Origin of the sequence: Devosia sp. (assembly GCF_024707125.1) — a bacterium.
Lineage (GTDB): Bacteria > Pseudomonadota > Alphaproteobacteria > Rhizobiales > Devosiaceae > Devosia.
Window position 1 is genome coordinate 45,386 of sequence record NZ_JANQAH010000011.1, and the last position, 25,160, is coordinate 70,545.

At 62.3% G+C, this 25,160-nt stretch carries 16 protein-coding genes and 1 pseudogene; 6 read left to right on the forward strand and 11 right to left on the reverse strand.

What is annotated here, in order from left to right:
• Nucleotides 1-159 precede the first annotated feature (159 nt).
• From odhB to mdh, 5 genes are all read right to left on the reverse strand, one after another.
• Nucleotides 160-1,419, reverse strand: coding sequence for a 2-oxoglutarate dehydrogenase complex dihydrolipoyllysine-residue succinyltransferase (odhB, locus tag NVV77_RS15410; RefSeq protein ID WP_295414785.1), 1,260 nt, complete (start codon nucleotides 1,417-1,419; stop codon nucleotides 160-162).
• Between the two features lie 23 nt (nucleotides 1,420-1,442).
• Entirely contained in the window at nucleotides 1,443-4,448 is a 3,006-nt protein-coding gene (locus NVV77_RS15415; protein ID WP_295414787.1) for a 2-oxoglutarate dehydrogenase E1 component, read from the reverse strand.
• Nucleotides 4,449-4,908: 460 nt separating this feature from the next.
• Nucleotides 4,909-5,817: a succinate--CoA ligase subunit alpha gene (gene sucD / locus NVV77_RS15420; protein ID WP_295414789.1), complete on the reverse strand. Its 909-nt coding sequence runs from the start codon at nucleotides 5,815-5,817 to the stop codon at nucleotides 4,909-4,911.
• Nucleotides 5,818-5,841: 24 nt separating this feature from the next.
• Nucleotides 5,842-7,041 (reverse strand): ADP-forming succinate--CoA ligase subunit beta, encoded by a 1,200-nt coding sequence (sucC, locus tag NVV77_RS15425; protein ID WP_295414791.1) that lies wholly within the window; start codon nucleotides 7,039-7,041, stop codon nucleotides 5,842-5,844.
• 93 nt (nucleotides 7,042-7,134) lie between these two features.
• On the reverse strand, nucleotides 7,135-8,097 hold the full coding sequence (mdh, locus tag NVV77_RS15430) for a malate dehydrogenase (protein WP_295414793.1): 963 nt from the start codon (nucleotides 8,095-8,097) through the stop codon (nucleotides 7,135-7,137).
• Between the two features lie 176 nt (nucleotides 8,098-8,273).
• Between mdh and NVV77_RS15435 the strand changes: the two genes are divergently transcribed.
• On the forward strand, nucleotides 8,274-8,489 hold the full coding sequence (locus tag NVV77_RS15435; RefSeq protein ID WP_295414795.1) for a hypothetical protein: 216 nt from the start codon (nucleotides 8,274-8,276) through the stop codon (nucleotides 8,487-8,489).
• On the opposite strand, the gene zapE is transcribed toward NVV77_RS15435, so the two are convergent.
• The 3 genes from zapE to NVV77_RS15450 all read right to left on the reverse strand — a co-directional run bounded on the left by zapE (nucleotide 8,486) and on the right by NVV77_RS15450 (nucleotide 10,743).
• A complete protein-coding gene (gene zapE / locus NVV77_RS15440; protein WP_295414797.1) occupies nucleotides 8,486-9,619 on the reverse strand; it encodes a cell division protein ZapE in 1,134 nt (377 codons plus the stop codon). The genes NVV77_RS15435 and zapE overlap by 4 nt on opposite strands.
• Before the next feature lie 167 nt (nucleotides 9,620-9,786).
• On the reverse strand, nucleotides 9,787-10,389 hold the full coding sequence (locus NVV77_RS15445) for an AprI/Inh family metalloprotease inhibitor (protein ID WP_291416245.1): 603 nt from the start codon (nucleotides 10,387-10,389) through the stop codon (nucleotides 9,787-9,789).
• Between the two features lie 120 nt (nucleotides 10,390-10,509).
• Nucleotides 10,510-10,743, reverse strand: a complete 234-nt coding sequence (locus NVV77_RS15450) for a hypothetical protein (RefSeq protein WP_295414800.1) — start codon at nucleotides 10,741-10,743, stop codon at nucleotides 10,510-10,512.
• 189 nt (nucleotides 10,744-10,932) lie between these two features.
• Between NVV77_RS15450 and NVV77_RS15455 the strand changes: the two genes are divergently transcribed.
• The 5 genes and pseudogenes from NVV77_RS15455 (at nucleotide 10,933) to NVV77_RS15475 (ending at nucleotide 18,066) form a co-directional block, all read left to right on the forward strand.
• Nucleotides 10,933-12,033, forward strand: a complete 1,101-nt coding sequence (locus tag NVV77_RS15455; protein ID WP_295414801.1) for a microcin C ABC transporter permease YejB — start codon at nucleotides 10,933-10,935, stop codon at nucleotides 12,031-12,033.
• Entirely contained in the window at nucleotides 12,030-13,124 is a 1,095-nt protein-coding gene (locus tag NVV77_RS15460; protein ID WP_295414803.1) for an ABC transporter permease, read from the forward strand. Before NVV77_RS15455 ends, NVV77_RS15460 begins: the two co-directional genes overlap by 4 nt.
• A pseudogene (locus NVV77_RS15465) lies at nucleotides 13,121-14,744 on the forward strand (ABC transporter ATP-binding protein). The gene NVV77_RS15460 and the pseudogene NVV77_RS15465 overlap by 4 nt, the downstream one beginning before the upstream one ends.
• A 31-nt stretch (nucleotides 14,745-14,775) precedes the next feature.
• The gene (locus NVV77_RS15470) at nucleotides 14,776-16,629 is read left to right on the forward strand and encodes an extracellular solute-binding protein (protein WP_295414805.1); all 1,854 of its coding nucleotides are present in this window, start codon (nucleotides 14,776-14,778) and stop codon (nucleotides 16,627-16,629) included.
• Nucleotides 16,630-16,707: 78 nt separating this feature from the next.
• On the forward strand, nucleotides 16,708-18,066 hold the full coding sequence (locus NVV77_RS15475) for a metallophosphoesterase (protein WP_295414807.1): 1,359 nt from the start codon (nucleotides 16,708-16,710) through the stop codon (nucleotides 18,064-18,066).
• 258 nt (nucleotides 18,067-18,324) lie between these two features.
• Here NVV77_RS15475 and NVV77_RS15480 read toward each other — a convergent pair whose 3' ends face one another.
• The 3 genes from NVV77_RS15480 to NVV77_RS15490 are packed head-to-tail and all read right to left on the reverse strand — an operon-like array spanning nucleotide 18,325 to nucleotide 25,015.
• Nucleotides 18,325-18,819: a cyclopropane-fatty-acyl-phospholipid synthase family protein gene (locus NVV77_RS15480; RefSeq protein ID WP_295414810.1), complete on the reverse strand. Its 495-nt coding sequence runs from the start codon at nucleotides 18,817-18,819 to the stop codon at nucleotides 18,325-18,327.
• Entirely contained in the window at nucleotides 18,819-23,147 is a 4,329-nt protein-coding gene (locus NVV77_RS15485) for a translocation/assembly module TamB domain-containing protein (RefSeq protein WP_295414811.1), read from the reverse strand. Before NVV77_RS15485 ends, NVV77_RS15480 begins: the two co-directional genes overlap by 1 nt.
• Complete coding sequence (locus NVV77_RS15490; RefSeq protein WP_295414813.1) at nucleotides 23,147-25,015, reverse strand: autotransporter assembly complex family protein; 1,869 nt, start codon at nucleotides 25,013-25,015, stop codon at nucleotides 23,147-23,149. The genes NVV77_RS15485 and NVV77_RS15490 overlap by 1 nt, the downstream gene beginning before the upstream one ends.
• Between the last annotated feature and the right edge of the window lie 145 nt (nucleotides 25,016-25,160).

Below are 25,160 nucleotides of genomic sequence, written 5' to 3' on the forward strand. Positions count from 1 at the left end.
CCGGTGGGTATGACAATGATACGACAGCGCTATGCTTAGGGGGTGTATGCGCTAACAGACTGTTAACGTCGAGCATGACCCACAACACGCTTTGGTTAGCTCATGTAAAAAGGCCCGCCGAAGCGGGCCTTTTCATGAATTTTGTCGAAGACAGAGGTCTTAGAGATCGAGGACCAGACGCTCGGGCGCCTCGAGGCTTTCCTTGACGCGGACGAGGAAGGTGACGGCTTCCTTGCCGTCGACGATGCGGTGATCGTAGGAGAGCGCGAGATACATCATCGGGCGGATGACGATCTGGCCGCCGACGACGACCGGACGCTCCTGGATCTTGTGCATGCCGAGGATGCCCGACTGCGGTGCGTTGAGGATCGGGGTCGACATCAGCGAACCATAGACACCACCATTCGAGATGGTGAAGGTGCCGCCCTGCATGTCGGCCATCGACAGCTGACCGTCGCGGGCCTTCTTGCCGAGGTTGCCGATTTCCTTTTCGATCTCGGCAATGCTCATCTGGTCGGCATTGCGCACGACCGGGACCACGAGGCCCTTGTCGGTACCAACGGCGACGCCAATGTGAGCGTACTGCTTGTAGATCAGGTCATCGCCATCGATCTCGGCGTTGACGGCCGGGATTTCCTTGAGGGCGTGAACGACGGCCTTGGTGAAGAAGCCCATGAAGCCCAGCTTCACGCCGTGCTTCTTCTCGAACAGGTCCTTGTAGGAATTGCGCAGGTCCATGACCGGCTTCATGTCCACTTCGTTGAAAGTGGTGAGCATGGCAGCGGTGTTCTGCGCGTCCTTGAGGCGGCGAGCGATGGTCTGGCGCAGACGGGTCATCTTGACGCGTTCTTCGCGCTCGGCATCGCCTGCAGCGGTCGGGGCACGCGGAGCGGCCGGCTTGGCAGCGGGAGCGGCGGCAACCGGTGCCGGGGCAGCGGCGGGAGCCGGAGCGGCCGGACGAGCGAGAGCCGCCAGCACGTCTTCCTTGAGCACCTGGCCGGACTTGCCGGAACCAGCGATACCACCGGCTTCAAGACCCTTTTCAGCGATCAGCTTCTGGGCCGATGGGGCCGGAGCGCGGTCGGTCGCCTGGATCGGCTCGGGGCCGGCAGCGTTGGCGGCGGGCACTTCGGCCTTGGCGGGAGTCGGCGCAGCAGCGGGAGCCGAGGCAGCGGCACCAGCGCCGGCGGCGATGGCACCGAGCAGCGCGCCCACGTCCACGGTGTCACCGGGATTGGCAGCGATGGCTTCGAGCACACCGGAGGCCGGGGCCGGCACTTCGATGGTCACCTTGTCGGTTTCAAGCTCAACCAGGGGTTCATCGGCGTTGACGGTATCGCCAACCTTCTTGAACCACTGGCCGATGGTTGCTTCGGTAACGCTTTCGCCCAGCGTCGGCACACGGATTTCTGTCGACATTGTTTGATCCTTTTATCTTGCGCTTACTTGGCGAAGGCTTCGTCGAGGAATGCCTGGAGCTGAGCCAGATGCGTACGCATCAGGCCAGTCGCCGGCGAGGCAGCGGCCGGACGGCCGACATAACGGACGCGCTGATATTCGCGGCCCATCTGGTCAAAAACCCATTCAACATAGGGCTGGATGAAGGCCCATGCACCCATGTTCTTCGGCTCTTCCTGGCACCAGACCACTTCCGCATTCGGGAAGCGGCTGAGTTCGTCGAGAAGCGCCTTGGCCGGGAACGGATAGAGCTGTTCGACGCGGAGCAGATAGACATCGTCGATGCCCTTCTTCTCGCGATCTTCGAGCAGATCGTAATAGACCTTGCCGGTGCAGAGCACGACGCGACGGATCTTGTCGTCCGAAGCGAGCTTGATCGTAGTCTTCGGGAGGCCAGGAGCCTCGGCATCGTCCCAGAGGAGACGGTGGAAGACGCTATCCGGACCCAGTTCCACGAGACCCGAGACGGCGCGCTTGTGGCGCAACAGGCTCTTGGGGGTCATCAGGATCAGCGGCTTGCGGAAGTCACGCTTCAGCTGGCGACGCAGGATGTGGAAGTAGTTGGCCGGGGTCGTGCAGTTGGCAACCTGCATATTGTCTTCGGCGCAAAGCTGCAGGAAACGCTCGGGGCGTGCGGAGGAGTGCTCCGGGCCCTGCCCTTCATAGCCATGCGGCAGAAGCATCACGAGGCCCGACATGCGGAACCACTTGCGTTCGCCCGAGGAGATGAACTGGTCGATGACGACCTGCGCACCGTTCACGAAGTCGCCGAACTGGGCTTCCCACAGGGTCAGCGCGCGCGGCTCGGAGAGCGAGTAGCCATATTCGAAGCCGAGCACCGCTTCTTCCGAAAGCATCGAGTTGATGACTTCGTAGCGAGCCTGGTTTTCCGGGTCGAGATTGTTGAGCGGGGTATAGCTCTTGTTGTCGACCTGCTGATCATTCAGCACCGAGTGGCGCTGGCTGAACGTGCCGCGTTCGCAATCCTGACCGGAGAGACGCACCGGGTGGCCTTCGGTTACGAGCGTACCAAAGGCGAGGGCTTCGGCGGTCGCCCAGTCGATGCCTTCGCCCGACTCGATCGCGCCGAGGCGATTGTCGAGGAAGCGCTTGACCGTGCGGTGCACGTTGAGGTCGGCCGGCACCTTGGTGAGGTTGGTACCGATCTGGATCAGCTTGTCGAGGTCGACACCGGTTTCACCGCGGCGAGCGCCGTCGTCCTGGGCAGGCTTGAAATTCTTCCAGGCGCCATCGAGCCAGTCGGCCTTGTTCGGGCGGTAGTCCTGGCCGGCTTCAAATTCGGTCTCGAGCTTGGCGCGCCATGCGGCCTTGAGCTTTTCGACGTCGTCGGCCGAGAGCACGCCTTCGGCAACCAGCTTGTCCGAATAGAGCTCCAGCGTCGTCTTGTGGCTCCGGATCTTGGAGTACATGAGCGGCTGGGTGAAGCTCGGTTCGTCGCCTTCGTTGTGGCCGAAGCGGCGGTAGCAGAACATGTCGATGACGACAGGCTTGCCGAACTTCTGGCGATATTCGACCGCGACCTTGGCGGCAAAGACCACGGCTTCCGGGTCGTCACCGTTGACGTGCAGAACCGGGGCTTCGATCATCTTGGCCACATCGGTCGGATAGGGCGAAGAGCGCGAATACATCGGCGAGGTGGTGAAGCCGATCTGGTTGTTGATGACCAGATGGATCGAACCGCCGGTGCGATGGCCCTTGAGGCCCGACAGACCCAGACATTCGGCAATGACGCCCTGGCCGGCAAAGGCCGCATCGCCATGGATCAGCAGCGGCAGAACCATGGAGCGGTCCGGCTTGCCATCGGTGGCGATGTTGACGAGCTTGCCATCGGGGGAGATGTGCTGGTCCTGCTTGGCGCGCGACTTGCCGAGCACGACGGGATCGACGATCTCGAGGTGCGAGGGGTTGGCGGTCAGCGACAGGTGGACATTGTTGCCATCGAACACGCGGTCGGAAGACGCACCAAGGTGGTACTTCACGTCGCCCGAACCCTCGACGTCGTCGGGGTAGAAAGCGCCGCCCTTGAATTCGTGGAAGAGGGCACGGTGCGGCTTCTGCAGCACCTGGGTCAGGACGTTGAGGCGGCCACGGTGGGCCATGCCGAGGACGATGTCCTTGATGCCCAGAGCCCCGCCGCGCTTGATGATCTGTTCGAGCGCCGGAATGGCGGCCTCGCTGCCATCAAGGCCGAAGCGCTTGGTGCCGGTATACTTGACGTCCAGGAACTTCTCGAAGCCTTCGGCCTCGATCAGCTTGTTGAGGATCGCCTTCTTGCCCTCGGGCGAGAAGGTGATTTCCTTGTCCGGACCTTCGATGCGTTCCTGAATCCACTGCTTGGCGTCAGGATCGGAGATGTGCATGAATTCGATGCCGAGCGTACCGCAATAGGTGCGCTGCAGGATCGCCAGCATCTCGGGAATGGTGGCGTATTCGAGCCCGAGATAGTTATCGATGAAAATCTTGCGGCTGTTGTCGGCATCGGTGAAGCCGTAGCTGCGCGGATCGAGTTCCGGCGCCGGCTCATCGGCCTTGAGCTTGAGCGGGTCGAGATCGGCATGCAGATGCCCGCGCATGCGATAGGCGCGGATCATCATGATGGCGCGGATCGAGTCGCGCGTTGCCTGCAACACATCGCCGGCGGTCGGAGCGGGCTTGCCTTCGGCAGCAGCCTTCTTGGCGGTAGCCTTTTCCGCCTTGATCGCCACCTCGCCCCAGTTTCCGTCCAGCGCGGAAACCAGATCGCCGCTCGCGGACTGTGGCCAGTCCTTGCGGCCCCAGCTTGGACCAGCAGCGTTCTTCTCGGCGATGCCATCGCTGTCATCAAGCCGGGAGAAGAAGCTGGACCACGTCGCATCGACGCTTGCAGGGTCCGTCTTATAGCGGGAATAGAGTTGTTCGATGTAGTCGGCGTTCCCCCCGTAGAGGAACGAGGTCAGCAAGAACGTGTCGTTCTTTTCCTGTCGTGTCATCGCTTTTTGTGCAGGACCTTGCGTCCTGCCATCCTTCTCAACAAACCGGCGGAGAGCCGGCTCTAAATGCGGCCGCCCAAAGTGGGGGAATATTGACCGCTTTTCCTTTGTATCTTGTTAAGACTTGCGGCGCCCGTGGGAGGCGCCGCGGCTCACACTACAATTTTTCTCGTCCACCGGCAGGCTTAACACCGAACCGTGACTGAAGCGCGACCGACATTGGTCGCATGCACCGCGTGACCCCTACGGCAAAGGCCCCGATTTCTCGGAGGCCTCACCCCAGGCCGCCATTGGCCTGGCCGATGAAAGGCGAGGATTTCCCCACCCTTCTTTGCTCGAACCCCGTGCCGGAAACGCCGACACGGGATGCCTCAGGTCCAGGCCCGCCATTCGAGCGTAGCTCTCATGGCCTGCTCGCCTAAAATCGCTCCACCGGAGCGATTTTGCCTTCGGCCGGCTCTCAGCCTTTCAGCACTTCCGCCAGCGTCTTGCCGATACGGGCCGGCGACGACGAGACGCGAATCCCGGCAGCTTCCATGGCCGCGATCTTTTCTTCCGCGCCACCCTTACCGCCCGAAATTACGGCGCCAGCATGGCCCATGGTGCGGCCAGCGGGAGCAGTACGGCCGGCGATGAAACCAGCCATCGGCTTCTTGCGGCCGCGCTTGGCTTCGTCGATCAGGAACTGCGCGGCTTCTTCTTCAGCCGAGCCGCCGATTTCGCCGATCATGATGATCGACTTGGTGGCTTCGTCAGCGAGGAACATTTCGAGCATATCAATGAATTCGGTGCCCTTGACCGGGTCGCCGCCGATGCCGACAGCCGTGGTCTGGCCGAGGCCTTCATTGGTGGTCTGGAACACTGCTTCATAAGTAAGCGTGCCCGAACGCGAAACAATACCCACCGAACCCTTGGAGAAGATCGAGCCCGGCATGATGCCGATCTTGCATTCTTCCGGGGTCAGGACGCCGGGGCAGTTCGGCCCGATGAGGCGCGACTTGCTCTTTTCGAGCTTTGCCTTGACGCGGACCATGTCCATGACCGGCACGCCTTCGGTGATGCAGACGATGAGCGGAATCTCAGCGTCGATCGCTTCTTCGATGGCGGCAGCGGCACCCGGAGGCGGAACATAGATGACCGAGGCATTGGCGCCGGTCTTTTCGCGGCCTTCGGCAACCGAAGCGAACACCGGCAGCGAGGCCGAGCCATCGAGACCGGAAGTCCAGGTTTCACCGGCCTTCTTGGGGTTCACGCCACCAACCATCTTGGTGCCGTAGTAATTCAGAGCCTGTTCGGTGTGGAAGGTACCGGTCTTGCCGGTAAGGCCCTGCACGAGAACCTTGGTGTCTTTGTTGACGAGAATAGACATTGGTTTTTCTCTTCTGCAGTGCGCTTAGGCGGCTTTGGCGACGGCGGCGACGATCTTCTGCGCAGCATCGTCCAGGTCATCGGCGGAAATCACGTCGAGGCCCGAATTGTCGAGGATGGCTTTGCCTTCCTTGACGTTGGTGCCTTCGAGGCGAACCACCAGCGGAACCTTCAGACCGACTTCCTTGACCGCAGCGATCACGCCTTCGGCGATGACGTCGCAGCGCATGATGCCGCCGAAGATGTTGACCAGGATGCCCTTCACGGCCGGATCGGCAGTGATGATCTTGAAGGCCGCGGTCACCTTCTCCTTGGAGGCACCGCCACCAACGTCGAGGAAGTTTGCCGGCTCGGCGCCGTAGAGCTTGATGATGTCCATGGTGGACATGGCAAGGCCCGCACCATTGACCATGCAGCCGATATTGCCGTCGAGGGCAACGTAGGCGAGGTCATACTTGGAGGCTTCGATTTCCTTGGCGTCTTCTTCCGAGAGATCGCGAAGGGGCTTGAGCTCTTCGTGACGGAAGGAGGCGTTGTTGTCGAACGAGACCTTGGCATCGAGAACGCGCAGACGACCGTTTTCCATGACGATCAGCGGGTTCACTTCGAGGAGGCTCATGTCCTTCTCGGTGAAGGCCTTGTAGAGGATCGGGAACAGGTGTTCGCCATCCACGGCGGCCGTGCCGTCGAGCTTCAGCGCGCCGTTGATCTTGGCGATGTCGGCAGCGGTGACGCCGGCGACCGGGTCGATGCCGACGGTGATGATCTTTTCAGGCGTGTCGTGAGCAACAGCCTCGATGTCCATGCCGCCTTCGGTCGAAACGACGAAGGACACTTTGGACGTCGCGCGATCGACCAGCAGCGAGCAGTAGAGTTCGCGGGCGATGTCGGCGCCGTCTTCGATATAGAGGCGGTTGACCTGCTTGCCGGCATCGCCGGTCTGCTTGGTCACGAGCGTGTTGCCCAACATTTCCTTGGCGTTCTTGACCACGTCCTCGACGGACTTGGCGAGACGCACGCCGCCCTTGGCATCGGGACCGAGTTCCTTGAACTTGCCCTTGCCGCGACCGCCGGCATGGATCTGGCTCTTGACCACATAGAGCGGGCCGGGCAGCGACTTGGCTGCAGCTTCAGCCTCGTCAGCCGAGAAAATGGCGACGCCGGCAGCAACGGGCGCGCCATATTCCTTCAGCAGCGCCTTGGCCTGATGTTCATGGATGTTCATTGAATTCCCCTTGGGTGGGCAGAGATGATCCGGCCAATTCCAGAGACCGGAAAAGGGAGAAGCCGCTGGGGTTGCCAGCGGCTTTTCTTGGTCTTACGCCAGCTTTGGCGCGATTTTCTTACACGCCGCGATCAGGCCCTCAACGGCCTCCACGGACTTGTCGAAGGCCTTTTGCTCGGCCGAGTTGAGCGAGATCTCGATGACCTTTTCCGCGCCACCGGCGCCGATCAGCACGGGAACGCCGACATAGGTGTCCTTGACGCCATATTGGCCGGAAAGGAACGCAGCGGACGGCAGGATGCGCTTCTTGTCCTTGAGGTAGCTTTCGGCCATGGCAATGGCGGAAGCGGCCGGAGCGTAGAAGGCCGAACCGGTCTTGAGGAGCGAAACGATCTCGGCGCCGCCATCACGGGTGCGCTGGATGATTTCGTCGAGACGTTCCTTGGTGATCCAGCCCATCTTGACGATGTCGGTCAGCGGAATGCCGGCAACGGTCGAGTAGCGAGCGAGCGGCACCATGGTGTCGCCGTGGCCACCAAGCACGAAGGCATTGATGTCTTCGACCGACACGCCGAGTTCGTCGGCGATGAAGTGCACGAAGCGCGAGCTATCGAGAACGCCAGCCATGCCGATGACCTTGTTGGTCGGCAGGCCCGAGAACTTCTGCAGGGCCCAGACCATCGCGTCGAGCGGGTTGGTGATGCAGATGACGAAGGCGTTCGGAGCGTACTTGGCAATGCCGGCGCCGACCTGTTCCATCACCTTGAGGTTGATTTCGAGGAGGTCATCGCGGCTCATGCCGGGCTTGCGCGGCACGCCGGCGGTGACGATCACGACGTCAGCGCCTTCGATGTCCTTGTATTCGGACGTGCCCTTGATGACCGCGTCAAAACCCTGGCTGGGAGCGGACTGGGAGATGTCGAGGGCCTTGCCCTGCGGAACACCGTCAACCACGTCGAACAAAACGACGTCGCCAAGCTCCTTCTGGGCTGCGAGAAGGGCGAGAGTACCGCCAATCTGACCCGAGCCAATGAGTGCGATCTTCTTACGCGCCATAAGTCTTCATCCCGGACTGCGTTGATTTGGCGCACGTCTTAACCCTACCGGGCAAGGGGGGCAAGTGAACCCTTCGTCGTAATGGCGCAAATCGCCTTGCCGATGGGCGATGGGGGTATGCCAAATGGGCAACAACACCCATCTAGGGGAGCGATAGCCACGTCCAGGAGGACGCTTTGCCCAAGGAAAAGCCCGAGCCCGTGATGAAACAGTTCAAGTCGGCGCGCGATGAATTCACGATGCCCAAGGCGATCACCATGCTGATGGGTCTCGTGCTCGGCAGCCTCGTCGGCGGCGTATTGGGCAGCAATTGCAATCCGGCAGGCGCCCTCGTCGGAGCCCTGCTCGGCGGAGCAGCCGGCCTCACGGTGGGCATATCGATCTGGTACTAAGCCCCCTCCTCCGCCGGCGCGGCATCGCGCAGCCCCTTTGCGAGGTATTCTTCGGACTGCATCTCGTTGAGGCGCGAAATGGTGCGCTGGAATTCGAAGGCGGTCTTGTCGTCCCGGCCGAGCTGTTCGAGGGGGACTTCGAAACTGGCGGCGAGTTTTACGCCGCGGTCATAGAGGCTGTCGATGAGAAGGATGAAGCGCTTGGCGGCGTCGGACTTGGTGCGGTCCATCTGCGGAATGCCGTCGATGACGAGCGAATCGAAATGGTGCGCGATGCGGACGAAGTCGCGCGTGCCGAGCGGCTTTTCGCAGAGGTCGGAGAAGTTGAAACGCGCCGCACCCATGGACTGCAGCGGCACCGGAATCTGTCGGCCGATGCTCTCAATAGTTCCGGGATGGCCGGGTTCACCGCCGGTGATGCGCAGCCAGAGCCTGTCCATCGTCGCGCGCGTGTCGCTGCCGAAGGCGTAGACCTGTTGGCCTGCGAATTTCAGCCGGCGATAGTCCTGCTCTGAGAGCAGTTCGACGACCTCGGTCTCTTCCTTGAGCCGCGCGATGAACGGCAGGAAGAGCTGGCGGTTGAGGCCGTCCTTGTAGAGCTGATCGGGCACGACATTCGAAGTGGCGATCAGCGTGACGCCGCCGGCAAAGAGCTTTTCGAACAACCGGTCGAGCAGCATGGCATTGGTGATGTCGTGAACGTGAAACTCATCCAGACAAAGGACGCGCAGGCCGGACTTCAGGATGGGCTTGGTGACCGCCTCCACCGGATCGGCATCCTCGTTCTTGCCGCGCGCCGCCTTGCGGAAGGCGGAAATGCCGGCATGCACTTCGTCCATGAATTCGTGGAAATGCACACGGCGCTTATGGCGCGTCGGCAGGGCGGCGAAGAACAGGTCCATGAGCATGGTTTTGCCACGCCCCACCTCGCCCACCAGATAGAGCCCACGCACGGCTTTGGGCTTGGCCCGGAGACCCAGGAAACTCTTGGGCTTGGCGACGACGATGTCGTGCAGCACGCGATCGAAATGCGCCGTGGCCTCCAGCTGCGCCGGATCGCTCGTCAGCGCACCACGCGCGACAAGGTCTAGATAGGCTTTGCTAACGGGGGCAGAAGAGGAGGAGGTCATATCTTGGCCGAAGTGTCGTTCGGCAGGATGACACCTGCCAGCATCCACGGCGTCATCCCCGCGAAAGCGGGGATCTCAAACAAGGTGAGAGGGATTCCCGCTTCCGCGGGAATGACGCTGAGATTGGGGAATAGAAAAAGCCGGTCTATCGACCGGCTTTGGAGCGCTTAGCGCGACATCGAGATCGCCTGGCCGCCGCTCACGGTGCCGATATAGCGGCCACCCGAGGGAGCGAGGAAGGCAGCGATATTGCCGTTATCATCATAGAGCTGCAGCTGGCTGCCGACTTGCTGCCAACCGGTGACCGAAGCGATCTGCGGCACTGCGCAACCCGGGGACGAGGCGCGGTAGTAGTTCGTGCCGGTCTTTGCGGTCATCGGCAGGTTGAGCTGGCAGGTGCCCGTGCCGGCCGAAACCGTCCAGACACCTTCCGGACCCGTCGAGAAGCCGGTCGCCGGAGCGCCGACATTGACGATCGAGCTATTGGTGCCGAGCTGGCCGGGGGTGGTGGCAGTGGCCGTGGTCATGGCCGGGGCGCCGCCGAGAACCGGCGTGCCGGACAGACCCGGTGCCGGCGTACCGGTTGCACCGATTGCCGGCAGCGTACCCTGCTGCACTGAAGACGACTGCACCGGCTGCAACTGCTGCGGTGCGCGCACGACGTTGAGATCGGCCGTATTGGACCGAGCGGTCGACGAACAACCGGCCAGCGCCAGCGCGACGAGGCCCAATCCAATCACGGAGCCGGCTCCGCGCATCCAAACCTTCATTGGTCACTCCTGCCCGAAGGCTTAAAGGAAATTAACTCATTAGGCGGCTTATTAACCGAAGCTGCCTCAGGGTTCAACGCCCGACCCGCACAGAAAATCTCTCATTCCTTTATGGCCGATTTAGGAGTCGGGCTGTGTCATATCTTTCAACAGCTCACCAAGCAGAAGCGTTGCATCGGCGGCCTCATCTTCCGGCACCTCAATGCCCACACCCTCGCGGCCAAACAGGTTCGGCACGCCCGGCAGACCGCCATCGCGCGGCTCGAGCGGATGAAAGCCATGGGCGCGCAGGGCCACGAGAATGATCCGCGCCACGCCTTCGTCGCGCACCTGGCCAATGGTGATAAAGTCCATATCGGCTCCTCTTCTCGCTCAATTGTGACCGCCCGACCGCCCGGCGGCAATGCCAATCCACGTTCAACCGAACGACTCAACGCGCTTGTGACATTGCCAAAACGGTGTGCAAGTGATGCAGTGCGGCTAAAGCCCCGCAGGTGCAAGGTGATTTGCTTGTAGCCAGAGAGGGCGCCAACAGGAAACGAGATGGGCGCCTATATCATCCGCCGTCTATTGCTGATGATTCCGACGATCTTCGGCATCATGGCTGTTTCCTTTCTCATCACCCAGTTTGCCCCCGGCGGCCCTGTAGAGCAGGCGCTGGCCAATATGTCGGGCCAGAATGTTGACCTGAGCGAACGCGTGACCGGTGGCGGCGACGAGACCCTGTCCCAGCCGCCGCAGGGTGGACACCAGCAGGGCGGCGAATATCGTGGCCGGCAGGGCCTGCCACCGGAGCTGGTCGCGCGCATCGAAAAGCAGTTCGGTTTCGACAAGCCGCCGCTCGAGCGCTTTGGCAACATGCTCTGGAACTATCTGCGCTTCGATTTCGGCGAGAGCTATTATCGCGACATTTCGGTGATCGACCTCGTCGTCGAGAAAATGCCGGTCTCGATCTCGCTCGGGCTTTGGATGACGCTGATCGCCTATGGCGTTTCGATTCCGCTGGGGATCGCCAAGGCCCGCCGCGATGGCTCGCGCTTCGACGTCTGGACTTCCACCGTGGTCATCATCGGCTATGCCGTGCCCGGCTTTCTGGTCGCCATTGCGCTTGTCGTGCTCTTTTCCGGTGGCAGTTTCTGGTCCATCTTTCCGCTAAGGGGGCTCACCTCCCCCGGCTTTGCCAATTTCCCGCTCTGGCGGCAGGTGCTCGACTATTTCTGGCACCTTGTCCTGCCGATCACCGCCATGGGTCTCGGCGCCTTCGCCACGGCGACGCTGCTCACCAAGAATTCCTTCCTCGATGAAATCTCCAAGCAATATGTGGTGACGGCCCGCGCCAAAGGGCTGACGGAAAACCGCGTGCTTTATGGCCACGTCTTCCGCAATGCCATGATGCTGATCATCGCCAGCTTTCCCGGCGCCTTTATCGGTGCGTTCTTCGGCGGCTCCCTGCTGATCGAGACCATCTTCTCGCTCGACGGGCTCGGCCTCCTTGGCTTCGAAGCCATCGCCACGCGGGACTATCCCGTGGTGTTTGCCACGCTCTACATCTTCTCGCTGCTCGGCCTCGTCATCGGGCTGATTTCCGATCTCGCCTATATGTGGGTCGACCCGCGGCTCGATTTCGAAAGCCGCGACACATGAGCATGTCACCGCTCAACCAGCGCCGCTGGGCCAATTTCCGCGCCAACAAGCGCGGCTGGTGGTCGCTCTGGATTTTCCTCGTGCTCTTCGTGCTGACGCTGGGCGCCGAATTCATCACCAATGACCGGCCCATCATCGTCTCCTACAAGGGCGAACTGCTGGTCCCCTCGGTCGTCACCTATCCCGAAGCCAAATTCGGCGGCTTCCTTGCGACGACCGACTACCGCCAGCCCTTCATCGCCGACGAGATTGCGGCCAATGGCTGGGCCATCTGGCCGCCGGTGCGCTTCAGCCATGATACGGTGGATGGTTACCTCCCCTCCTCCGGCACCAATCCTCCAAGCTGGATGCAGAGCTGGGACCAGTTCTGTTCGCGCTATCCGCTGGGCACGGCCGATCCCAATTGCAATCTCGGTAATTATCACTGGCTCGGCACCGACGACCGCGGCCGCGACGTGCTGGCCCGCCTCGTCTACGGCTTCCGCATCTCAATTCTTTTCGGCCTGATCCTGACAATCTTCTCGTCGATCATCGGCGTCTTCGCCGGGGCCGTGCAGGGTTACTTCGGCGGTTGGATCGACCTCATCGCCCAGCGCCTGATCGAAATCTGGACCTCTGTGCCCGCGCTCTATCTGCTACTGATCATTTCAAGCGTCATCGCCCCAAGCTTCTGGGTTCTCCTCGGCATATTGCTGCTCTTCTCCTGGGTCTCGCTCGTGGGCATCGTCCGCGCCGAATTCCTGCGCGCCCGCAACTTTGAATATGTGAACGCCGCCCGAGCGCTCGGCGTCTCCAATGGCGTGATCATGTGGCGACACCTCCTGCCCAATGCCATGGTGGCGACGCTGACCTTCATGCCCTTCATTCTCTCGGGCTCGGTGACGACCCTCACCTCGCTCGATTTCCTCGGTTTCGGCCTGCCGCTTGGTTCACCCTCGCTGGGCGAACTGCTGGCACAGGGCAAGCGCAACCTGCAGGCGCCCTGGCTGGGGCTGACTGGCTTCTTCACCATCGCCATCATGATGACACTGCTGGTCTTCATCGGCGAAGCCGTCCGCGACGCCTTCGATCCGCGGAAGACGTTCTCATGACCAGCCCTCTCCTCTCCGTCCGCGACCTGACCATCCGCTTCGGCGCCTTCGAGGCGGCCAAGAAGGTCAGCTTCGATATCGCGCCCGGCGAAACGCTGGCGCTGGTGGGCGAAAGTGGCTCGGGCAAGTCGGTGACGGCTTTGTCGATCCTGAAACTCCTGCCGCCCTCGGCCACGCTCGAAGGCACAGTGATGCTCGGGGCGCAGAACCTTGCTGCGGCCTCCGTCGATCAGTTGCGCGCCGTGCGTGGCAATGATGTCGGCATGATCTTTCAGGAGCCGATGAGTTCGTTGAACCCGGTGCACACCGTGGGCAAACAGGTCGGCGAAATCCTCGCGACGCATCAGGGCCTGCGCCAGACGGCGGCACGCAAGCGTACGCTTGAACTGCTGGCGGAAGTCGGCATTCCTGATCCGGCAAGCCGCATCGACGACTATCCGCACCAGCTTTCGGGCGGCCAGCGCCAGCGCGTCATGATCGCCATGGCGCTGGCGAACAATCCAAAGCTGCTGATTGCAGACGAGCCAACCACGGCGCTCGATGTGACCGTGCAGGCGCAGATCCTCGCACTGCTGAAGAAGCTGCAGCGCCAGCACGGCATGGCCATGCTGTTCATCACCCATGACCTGACCATCGTGCGCAAGATCGCTGATCGCGTCTCCGTCATGACCCAAGGCGAGATCGTCGAGAGCGGGTCGACCGCCGAAATCTTCGCCAATCCCAAGCATGCCTATACGCAAAAACTGCTGGCTGCCGCGCCGCGTGGCGCTCCGGTGCTGCCCAAATCCGCCTCGCCCATTCTGGTCGAGACCAAGGACCTGAAAGTCTGGTTCCCGATCAAGCGCGGCCTCCTGCGCCGCACCGTCGGGCATGTCAGGGCCGTCGACGGCGTCGACATCGCCATCCACAAGGGCGAGACGCTGGGGGTAGTCGGCGAAAGCGGTTCCGGAAAATCCTCGCTCGGCTACGCACTGCTGCGCCTCATTCCCTCGGACGGCAGGATTGTCGTTCTGGGTCAGGAGATCGCCGGGCGCTCCGGCCGGGCCATGCGGCCGATGCGCAAGCATATGCAGATCGTCTTCCAGGACCCGTTCGGCTCCTTGAGCCCGCGCATGTCGGTAGGCGAGATCGTCGAAGAGGGCCTCAAGGTCCACATGCCGCGGCTGACGACGGCCGAGCGCGAAGCCAAGGTGGTCGCAGTGCTCAACGAAGTCGGCCTCGATCCCAAATCAACCAACCGCTACCCGCACGAGTTTTCCGGCGGCCAGCGTCAGCGTATCGCCATCGCCCGCGCCCTCGTGCTGGAGCCCGATTTCCTTGTGCTCGACGAGCCGACCTCGGCGCTCGACATCTCCATCCAGGCGCAGGTCATCGACCTCCTGCGCGATGTGCAGCGCCGTCGCGACCTGACCTATCTCTTCATCAGCCACGACCTGCGCGTCGTAAAAGCCCTCGCCCATTCGGTGGTCGTCATGCGCAATGGCAAGATCGTCGAGATCGGGGCCTGCCGCCGGCATTTTCGCCCGGCCCCGCGACCCCTATACGCGCCAATTGATGGCGGCCGCTTTCGATATCGAAACCGCAACCGACGGCTTGTTCCCGGCGGAAAAAAGCGACTAACCTCAGTGCCACACAAAAGCGGAGCCAGCCAATGAAGCTCTCGACCCTCCTCGCCTCCGGCCTCCTCGCGCTTGGCCTCGCCGCGCCGACGGTAGCCCAGACCCCGACCGGCGTGTGGGTGCATGCCGATAGTCTCACCGAGGCCCCGAAATATCCCGAAGGCTTTGCCCATTTCGACTACGTCAATCCCGATGCGCCCCAGGGCGGCACGGTGCGGCTCGGCGACCGCGGCGGCTTTGACACCTTCAATCCCATCCTGCCCAAGGGCGAAGTCGCGAGCGGTATCGGTCTGATCTACGAAACCCTTCTTACCGCCTCGCTCGATGAGGTAAACACCTCCTACGGCATGCTGGCCGAGGCGATGAAAGTGGCCGACGACTATGGTTCGGTGATCTTCCGCATGGACCCCAAGGCGCGCTGGCACGATGGCGAGCCGGTCACCGCCGAGGACGTCGTCTGGTCCTTCGAAAAATCCAAGGAACTGAGCCCGGTCTATACTCAATACTACGCCAACATCGTGAGCGCCGAAGTGACGGCGCCGGGCGAAGTGACCTTCACCTTCGACATGACCGGTAACCGCGAGCTGCCCCATATCCTGGGTCAGCTCCTCGTCATGCCGCAGCACTGGTGGGAGGGCACTGATGCCAGTGGCAAGCCGCGTAATCTCGGCGAATCCACCCTCGAACCGCCGCTGGGCTCCGGCCCCTACAAGCTCGCCAGCTTCGAGGCCGGACGTTCGGTGACCTATGAGCGCGTCGACGACTATTGGGCCAAGGACCACCCGACCCAGATCGGCTCGAACAATTTTGATGAGATCCGCTACGAATATTTCCTCGATGAATCCGTCTGGTTCGAAGCTTTTAAGGGCGACCAGTTCGATTTCTGGAGTGAGTACACCGCCCGCCGCTGGGCCACGGGCTTTGATTTCCCCGCCGTCGCCGATGGCCGTGTGATCAAGGAAGAATTCCCGCAGGACTATAATGGCCGCGGAGAAATGGTGGGCTTCATCCCCAATCTGCGCCGCGAAAAATTCCAGGACCAGCGCGTCCGCGAAGCGCTGAACCATGCCTTCGATTTCGAAGAGCTGAACAACACCATCTTCTACAACCAGTATGCGCGGGTGAATTCCTACTTCTTCGGCCTGCCTTTCGCTGCCAAGGGCCTGCCGCAGGGCGAGGTGCTGGAAATCCTCGAAGGCGTAAAGGACCAGATTCCGGCGACGGTTTTCACTGAGGAATTTGTCAACCCGATAAATGGCGACCCGACCAAGCTGCGGGAAAACCTGCGCAAGGCGCTCGGGCTTCTCACCGAAGCCGGCTATACGCTCAACGGCACCCAGCTTGTCGACGCCAATGGCCAACAGCTGAGCTTTGAAATCCTGATGCATCAGCCGACGCTGGAGGCCATTGCCGCCAATCTGCAGCGCAATCTCGGCCAGATCGGCATTGCCGTCAGCGTGCGCATGGTCGACACGCCGCAATATATCAACCGGTTGCGCAGCTTCGATTATGACATGATCTACGCCAGCTGGGCCCAGTCCTATTCGCCGGGCAATGAGCAGCGCTATTTCTTCGGCTCATCGAGCGCCAACGAAGAGGGCTCGCGCAATTATGCCGGCATCGCCGATCCCGGCATCGACGCACTGATCGACAAGCTCGTCGCGGCGGAAGATCGCGACACCCAGCTGGCCGTCACCGAGGCGCTCGACCGCGTGCTCCTCGCCCACGATTTCGTCGTGCCGGGCTATTCCCTGCGCTATTCGCGCACCGCTCGCTGGGACCGTTTTAGCCGCCCCGAAACGCTGCCCGAATTTGCCAATGGTTTCCCCACCATCTGGTGGTGGGATGCTGAAAAGGCGGCAAAGACCGGAGGCGCGGGCCAGTAATCCTGTCACGACAGTGTCGTCGGCCCTGTGCAGTTATCCGCCCGCCATATGGGCGATATTTCTACAAGGACTTTGGGCATGACGAACACCATCACCCGCCGCTTGGCTTTGCAACTCCTCGGCTCCGCCGCAGCCCTGCCCTTTATCGCCTCGGCCCTTCCGGCCGTGGCGCAGGAGGCTGCCGGCCGCATCATCGTCCTGTCCGACCTGCACTCGGCTTATGAGCGCACGGCGGAACTGCTGGCAACTCTCGAAAGCGAAGTCGCCAGCAACCCGGTCCCCCATATCGTCCTGATCAACGGCGACGTGTTCGAGCTGGGCAATGTGGTTGCCGTGCGTTCGGCCGGCATCATCGACTGGGCCTTCCTCGAAGCCGTCGCTGCCCTCGCCCCGACTGTCCTCAATATCGGCAATCACGAACCCGATCTTGATCCCGACCTCGCCAATGTCATCGCGCAGGCCGAGGAAATCGGCATTACCGTCGTCAGCAACATCACCGACACGCGCACGGGCGAGCTCTATGCCAGTGCGACCACCGACCTGACGCTGGGCGACCTGCCGGTCCGCGTCGTCGGCATCGCCACCGACAAGCTCAACACCTATCCCAAGGATAGCCGCGAGGCCCTCACCATTCCCGAGCCCGCCGCCTGGGCCACGGAAAACCTCGCCGGTCTCCTCGACGGTGATGTCCTGCCCATCGTTCTCAGCCATGCCGGCGTTGTCGCCGACCGCGCCATACTGCCGCTCCTCGCCGATGGCACGCTGATCGTCGGCGGCCACGATCACCTGACCTTCACCCATGACGAAGGCAAGACCCGCTACGTCCATACCGGCTCGTGGAGCAGCACCTATACGGTGGTGTCGGTTGCTGCCGACAAGTCGATGTCGGTCGAGCAGTCCCGTGTGCGCGACGACGTCACGCCCAATGAAGCTCTTGCTGCGCTGATCGCTGAGACCCTCGCCGAGCACCTCACCGAAGAAGAACTTGCCGCCATCGGCACCAGCCCCGCGGCGATGACGCTGGCCCAGACCGGCCGCTTCGTTGCTGCAAGCATGGCTGCAGCCGGCGAAGGCGATATCGGCTTCATTGGCCACACGACGCTGGGCAATGGTCTGCCGCAGGGCGACGTCAGCAAATATGCCTTTGACTCCGTCGTGCGCTTCGATGGCAAGCTGATGGTTGCCGAAGTCGATGCCAAGACGCTCGCTGAAATCCTCGCCGTGGTGAATCAGGACGAAGCCCAGACGCTGGAACAGCGCACCGGCGACTTCCTCTACGCCGCCCCGACGGGCCTCCCCACCAAGGACGTCTACCGTCTCGTGACCAATGACTGGTCGGCGACCAACCAGAAATCGTACTTTGGGCGGGAAGATCTGGTTTTCACGCCGGGTCCGGACGTGGGCCTGAAGGCGCTGGTTGTCGCAGCGCTGAAGTAAGGTCTTGTGCCCGCCAACACCCCCTCCCGGCCTCCCCCATCAAGGGGGAGTTGCAGGGACAGCGATTTTGACTCGATGGTGCCAAACACTCGATGCGACACCTCCCCCTTGATGGGGGAGGATGGGAGGGGGTGACGGGAGCCACCAGCGACTAGGTCGCCTTCCGCCCCACCAAATCCACCACATGCGACCTGCCGACATGGGTCAGCCCCTCGGCCAATTCCCTGTCCTCGTCGCTAAGGTGCAAAATCTCGAGCGTCAAAAACTTCTCGGCCAGCAGCGCCTCGGTATAGAGGTTCTCCAAAATCCAGGCCCACCGGTCTTGTACTCAAGCTGCCGCGGACCGTAGCCCTGCAAGATCAGCAGCCCACCGGGCTTCAGCGTCTCGATCATGCCGGCGAAAATTTCGTCGCGCAGCTCGGGCCCGGCAAACTGGAAGAAAATCCCCGCCACGACATCGAAGCGGTCCTTCGGCCAGTCATAGTCGGAAATGTCGAGCAATTGCGTCTTGAGCGGCACGCCGCGCTTCGCAGCGAGCTTTTTTGCCTTATCGAGTCCGACCGGCGAGGCATCCATCGAGACAACGTCGAGGCCCTGTTCCGCGAGCCAGACGCCATTACGACCCTCGCCATCGGCAATCGCCAGGGCCTTGCCGGACGGGGGCAGCAGATGACTCTGTGCGGCGAGAAAAGCGTTGGGCGCTTCGCCGAAAACATATTCGTCACGGCTATAGCGATCGTCCCAGAAGCTCATCAGTAGTCCTGTTCGAAGAACACGCCCACGCTTGAGTCACCATTCTGCCCGGCAGTGCCGCGCACCACAAGGTCATTGGTAACATCGAGGTTGATCGTCACCTTGGACTGGCCGTTCGCGCCGGCAGTGACCCCAAGATAGATATTGTCTTGCAGGTAAGTGCCGGCCTGCACGCCCACATTGCCCTCGGAGTCGGTAACGACATCGAGATCGGCAAGACCAGCCGCCCCACGCAGGCCATCGACGAGACCGCCACCACCGCCGCCGACAAGTTCGGCGGCTGCGCCAGCAAGCTGCGCCAATTGCAGCGGCGTCAATTCGCCCATGGAGCGCTTGAAGATCAGGCGGCTCAACACTTCGTCCTGTGGCAGGGTCGGGTTGGAGGTAAACGTCACTTCGGGCGCCGAAGCACGGCCGGAAATGGTGACGAACACCGTGATCCCGTCGCCCTCGGTCCGTGCCACGAAATAGAGCTGCGGATCGAGATCACCGAGCATGGTGACAGTGCCTGTCTCGAAATCGAGACGTTGGCCGAGCACCGACAGGCGACCGCGATTGAGCGAGAAGGCGCCGACAGGCTGGATATTGTTGAGCGGCCCGGCAAGGCGCACCGAGCCACCGACTTCGGCATCGAGGCCTCGGCCGCGAATAAAAATCTGGTTGGGCGCATTGACGGTGACGTCGAGCAGGAGGCCCGACGAGCGGGTCTGCGGCACAGGAGCGCCAGCGGCATCGATGCGCGCACGCTGCAGCGTCTGCTTCACCGCGGGTGGTGTTGCCACATGGGTGACATCGATGAGCGGCGTACCGCCACCAAAGCCTTCCGGCACGGTGATATTGGCGTTCTCGATATTGAGCGTGCCGGCAAGCAGCGGCGTGCCGGTAATATTGCCGGTCAGCGTCAGGCCACCCGAAACCGTGGCGAGGAAGATTTCGCCATCCGAATAGCGGGCCGAATTGAGCGCGACGCTCAGGTCCGCCGGGAATTGGCCGGAGAGGCCAACCGTGCCCGAGGCGGAAACGCTGCCGCCGGTCGCAAGATTAGCCGTGAGGCTTTCGATGCGCGCCGAGGTGCCGGCGAGCGTCGCCCGGCCGGCAATGTCGGTGAGGCGCAGATTAAGTTCAGGATCGACATAGCCGGCACCATTGACCGACACCGAACCACCGAATTGCGGCGCAGCGATGCTGCCCGAAACATCGGCATTGAAATTGGCCGTGCCGGAAAGCTGGCCGCCACGATCGATGAGGAAGCGATTGGCTAGGGCCAGCGGCGCCGAGCCCGTCAGCGTGACGGCAAGCCCGCCACCCAACAGCGGCACGCGGCCGGAGCCGGTGACATTGAGGCCACCCGCGCCATTGGCGGCGAGGCGCTCGATGGCGACACTATTGCCGGCATAGCTACCGGCGACAGTGGCGCTGATCGGGGCAATGCCGAAGGACTGGATCGCTGCGGCATTGATGCCGCTGCCGCGCGCATCGAACCGCACCTGTGGATTGGAGGCGGAACCTGACACGACCGCCGTGCCGTCGAGCGTACCGGCAAGCCCGAGGCTGGGCACAATGGTATTGGCGATAGACAAAGGCAGGGAGGCGATATTGACGTTGAGCGCCAGCGTCTCGCCGGCCGTGCCCGAAGCCGTGATGCTGCCCGAGCCGACATCGAAACGCAGGGCGTCGAGCGCCACACTATTACCCTGCACCAGCAAGGTGGTGGGATTGGCAAGACGAGCGGCAATGCTGCCCTGGGCGAGATTGGCCCGATCGAGCGATACGCGATAGCCGCCCTCGACCGGCGCAAGGCCACCGGCGACATCGACATTGGTGCCAGTGGCGAGGGCCGCCTGGGCATCAAAGCTCGTCGTATCGCCGCTCTGGCTGGCGCGTGCATTGAGCGTATTCACCGTAGTGCCGGCGGCAACGACGTTGCTGGCCGTGACCGTGCCGTTGAGCGCGGGAACGCCGAAGAGATCGACAGCCGTGGCGCTGATTTCGGCGCGGCCAACTGCAATGTCGTTGACCTTCAGGTTCGTCGCGTTTGCGGTCAGCCCCGCCTGCTGCACGCCATCGACCGGCGACAGGGCCAGCGCGGCGTTGATGCTGCCCGAGGCTTCGGTGAGGAGCAGGGCTGCTGCCAGCGACACATCGGACGCGGTGACATCGAGGCGGCCATTCAGCAATTGCGTATCGACCGCGCGGCTCACCGAACCGAAAACGCGCGTGCCAGCGATTTCGAAATCGAGATTATTGAGCGCCTGCTGCGCCGTGTCGGAGACGACTTGCGAAGCGAGCGTCGCCCGATGACCATCGAGCATGGCTTCGCCGCTGATGCGGCCGGTCAGATTGCCTTGGAGCAGCGAGAGATCGAGGCCGACCTTCGCATCGCGCAGGTTGCGGCCGACGAGATTGCCATTGGCAACGGTTGCATCGAGCAGGAGAGCGACCGGCGCTTCGGCCGATGCCGATTTTGCCGTGCCGCGCACGACAAGGGCGCCGGAGGCCTGGTCGGTGAGGAGGCCCAGATCGGAGAGATCGAGCCCAATGGCGAAATTGGCTTCGCTGGTGCCATAGACGCCATCGGCGGTGAACTGCACCTGCGGATTGGTGACCGAGAAATCATCCGCGACGATACCGGCTTCGGTGCGAGCAAGACGCCCGGACAGGGCCACATTGCCGGCCAGCAGCTTGTCGGCGGTTTCATCGTCGATGGTCAGGTTATTGCCCGAGCCTTCAAAGGTCAGGTCGAACCCGCCGCCGACAAAGGCAACCGAGCCTTCGGCATCGAGCGATAGGCCGCCTGTAAGCTCGCGGCCGGCAAGACCGGAGAACGGCGCAATGCTGTCAGTCTGGACGCCAATGCGCCCGCGGAAAGCACCACCATCGATGACACCCGACAGACCCGCAGTCAGCGCTTCGCCGACAACGCGCAACTGTGCCAGTTCGATCGGCTGGCCGGCGTTCCAGAGCCCGGCAATGCCGAGACCGACGCTATCGCCAAGCGCGGCCTCCACCGCCTCGTCGCCGGCAATGCCCGAGAGAGTACCATCACCATTGAAGGTGATCATGCGTGTGGCAGGATCAGAGAGATTGCTGGCAACGCCATTGATGGCGAGGCCAACACGATCGGCCGAGAAATCGCCAGTGATCAGCTTGTCGATGCCGAGATCGGCGCTCCAATCGTCCGAACCATCGCGTCCGAAATCGATCGTGAGCTGCGCCGCCTGCACCTGCGGTGCGCCCGATGCGGGCAGGAGGACAAGGCCACCGGCCGGATCGGCGATGGAAGCCTTGAGGTCGAGGCGCGAGAGGAAATTGTCGACCGTGGTGCTGGCATTGGCCTGCAGCGCAAGCTGGCCGCCAGTCAGCGACAGATCGTTGATGTCGATACCGCCGGCGCTGCGCACCAGTGCATTGAGCGAGAGCCGCGTGTCGTCACCGAAGAAGGGGCGATATTGCTCGGCCATGAGCATGGAAAGCGGACCGCCGAGATCGGCATCCACGGCAAAGCCTTCGGCCGTCTGATTGATGGTCGAAACGCCGGCAAGCGCCGTCTGGCCATTGGCGAGCAGCGTCAGGTCGGCGCGAAGGTCCGCGACCGGCCCCTGCCCCGCCAGCGTCAACTGCATGGCCGGCCGCCCCTCGATATTGAGGAGATTGGCCAGCACGCCATTTTCCGGCTCGTTGAGATCGAGTTTCAGATCGATCTCGTTGGTGTCGCGCACATAGGACAGATCGAGATTGAGCGTCCCGCCCGGCCCATCGAGGCGCACGATATCGAGCGCCGTGTTCAGATTGCCTCCTTCGAGCGCCAGATTGCCGGCGAGCGAAATTTCCGAGCCAAGGCCGAACACGCCGTCCCCGAAAGTGACGCGCGGCACCGACAGTTCGCCGATATTGATGGCCACCGGGAATTCCGGCACCGAAAAGCTGCCCGCTTCCGGCGGCGGCAGGTCGACGCTCTCGGCCGGAACCGCGTTGCGGATATAGTCGATCGACTCGGCCTTGAGCGAATTGACCTGCAACCGGCCGGTAAAGAGCGCAGCCTGGCTCCAGTTGAGGCTCGCATTATTGACACGCAGCCACACGCCTTGCTGGTCGGCAATGGTGATCTCGCGGATCGACACATCCGAGCCAAGTGCGCCATCGATATTGGAGAGACGAATCTGGCGCTCGGGCGTCGAAAGCTGCCCTTCGACGAAGCCGGTCAACCAATCCTTCTGCGCGTCATCGGAATTGTCCTGCGCAAACAGCGCCACGGGCACGCCGATCAGCGGCACGAGGACGAGCGAAGCCAGGGCAACGCGGCGGTATTTTTTCACAATCGGCATCATCAGAAAGCCTGCCCGATGCCGACATAGATTGCATAGTCTGGATCGCCAGCCCGCTTGTTGAGCGGAATGGCCACATCGAGCCGCAGCGGGCCAAGACCGGTGTAATAGCGCACGCCAGCGCCAACCCCGAGACGGAGTTCATCAAGGCTCGGGAAGGTGTCCGCCGCGACATAGCCGCCATCGACGAAGCCGACGACGCCGATATCCTGGGTCACCTTGGCCCGCGCTTCGAGCGAGGCTTCGAGCAGATATCGCCCGCCGGTCACGCCGCCCTTGCCATCGTCGACGCCGATGGATTTGACCGCATAGCCGCGCACCGAGCCGCCGCCACCAGCAAAGAACAGCTTGTCCGGCGCGATTTCATTGAGTGCTGGGCCCAGCAGCGCGCCAGCCTTGACGCGGCCGGCCAGCACGAACTGGTCATCCTCGGAGAAGCCGAAATAGGTGCGGGCTTCGGCGGTGAGCCGCAGGCCCATCTTGTCGAACGAAAAGTCGTAATAAGGCTCGGCATTGCCCGAGAGATACCAACCCTCGGTTGGATCGACCGTGCTGTCGCGTCCGTCGAAGGTCGCGCCGGCATAGACGCCGAGGGTCGAGAAGTCGCGGGTACCGAACACGTCGTCGAAGCGCGCGCGTTCATAGACCACGCCGCCTTCGGCCGTCAGTTCGTCGGAGAAATAGTGCGTCAGGCCCAGACGGGCCTGTGCCGAGGTTTCCGTATAGGTCGGATAGATCGTGCGCTCGGCCGCGATGGCGGCGACAAGATCCGTATCGGGGGTAAGAAAACCCGGCTTGGTGAAGGTGCCGCCAAACATGTAGTCGAACTGGGCGGTATCGATGGGCCAAGCAATGCTGGCAACGCGCGCATCGAGCCGCAGCCTTTCGGCCTGGCCGAAGAGATTGCGCCAGAGATGGAAGCCTTCGACGCCCAGACCATCGACGGTGGAATAGGTCGCGCCCGCGCCAAAGCGACGGCCCGGCAATTCTTCGACCAGCAGCTCGTAGGGCAGCAGGCCATCGGGCGAAATATCCTGCGCCGCCTGGAAACGCGCCGCCCGGAACACTTCGAGACGGTCCAGACGCTTTTGTGCGCGTGTCAGGTCGTCGGGGTCATATTCCTGACCCACCGCAAGCCCGGTCTGCTGGCGCACGAATTCCGGGTTCATGTTCTGGGTGCCGGTCACGGTGATATCGCCAAAGGCGGCAAGGCGGCCCGGATTGACCGTGATGGTCACATCGACGGTGTTGTTGGCATGATTGGCGACGACATCGCGGCCGGTGATCTCAGCCTTGGCATAGCCCTGCTGCTGCCAGGCCTGCACCGCAAGCTGCTCCGCTGCGAGGATCACCGAAGAGCGCGCCACCTGCCCGGCACCAAAGCCGCGCAGCACCGGCAGGTCAACCTGATCATCGGGATCGCTGGTTGCGGGCGCCTGGTTGGCGATGTTGACGCTATTGAAGGTAAAGAGCGGGCCGGGATCGACCGAGACGGTTACATCGACCGGATTTGGCAGCCGCGCATCGGGCGCCAGCTTGGAGGCTTCTACGCCGCCGATGAGGATGCTGATGGCGGCGCCGTAATGGCCTTCATTGTAGAGAGCAGCGATGATGCGCCTGTAGTCGCCGCGTGCCTTGGCAAGGAGCCCAGCAACGCCGGAAGCCGGCTCACCCTGATCAGCCACGAGCGAGGAAGCATTGCGCGCCGCATTTTCGACGGCGCCGGTCTGAGTCGAGGAAAACGTGACGACATAGTTCTGCGGATCAATGATCACCGCTTCCTGAGTCTCGTCCTCGAAAAACTTGAAGCCGAACAGTTCAAAACCATGCGCAGGGGCCGCCACAGCCAGAGAGGCCGCGGCGATACACAAGGCGCCAATACTCGATACCCAACGCGCGCTTTGCAGTGAACCAGTTCCCGACCGTTACGCTTCAACCAATAGGTCAAAGCTGAGAATAGCTTGGCGCACGGAAAGATTGGGTTAACCCTCCCCCGCCTGCCCAAAGGGCGTCCTC

Coding starts and splice junctions, on each gene's coding strand:
- odhB (WP_295414785.1), bottom strand. CDS start 1,419: ATGTCGACAGAAATCCGTGTGCCGACGCTGGGCGAAAGCGTTACCGAA.
- NVV77_RS15415 (WP_295414787.1), bottom strand. CDS start 4,448: ATGACACGACAGGAAAAGAACGACACGTTCTTGCTGACCTCGTTCCTC.
- sucD (WP_295414789.1), bottom strand. CDS start 5,817: ATGTCTATTCTCGTCAACAAAGACACCAAGGTTCTCGTGCAGGGCCTT.
- sucC (WP_295414791.1), bottom strand. CDS start 7,041: ATGAACATCCATGAACATCAGGCCAAGGCGCTGCTGAAGGAATATGGC.
- mdh (WP_295414793.1), bottom strand. CDS start 8,097: ATGGCGCGTAAGAAGATCGCACTCATTGGCTCGGGTCAGATTGGCGGT.
- zapE (WP_295414797.1), bottom strand. CDS start 9,619: ATGACCTCCTCCTCTTCTGCCCCCGTTAGCAAAGCCTATCTAGACCTT.
- NVV77_RS15445 (WP_291416245.1), bottom strand. CDS start 10,389: ATGAAGGTTTGGATGCGCGGAGCCGGCTCCGTGATTGGATTGGGCCTC.
- NVV77_RS15450 (WP_295414800.1), bottom strand. CDS start 10,743: ATGGACTTTATCACCATTGGCCAGGTGCGCGACGAAGGCGTGGCGCGG.
- NVV77_RS15455 (WP_295414801.1), top strand. CDS start 10,933: ATGGGCGCCTATATCATCCGCCGTCTATTGCTGATGATTCCGACGATC.
- NVV77_RS15460 (WP_295414803.1), top strand. CDS start 12,030: ATGAGCATGTCACCGCTCAACCAGCGCCGCTGGGCCAATTTCCGCGCC.
- NVV77_RS15470 (WP_295414805.1), top strand. CDS start 14,776: ATGAAGCTCTCGACCCTCCTCGCCTCCGGCCTCCTCGCGCTTGGCCTC.
- NVV77_RS15475 (WP_295414807.1), top strand. CDS start 16,708: ATGACGAACACCATCACCCGCCGCTTGGCTTTGCAACTCCTCGGCTCC.
- NVV77_RS15480 (WP_295414810.1), bottom strand. CDS start 18,819: ATGAGCTTCTGGGACGATCGCTATAGCCGTGACGAATATGTTTTCGGC.
- NVV77_RS15485 (WP_295414811.1), bottom strand. CDS start 23,147: ATGATGCCGATTGTGAAAAAATACCGCCGCGTTGCCCTGGCTTCGCTC.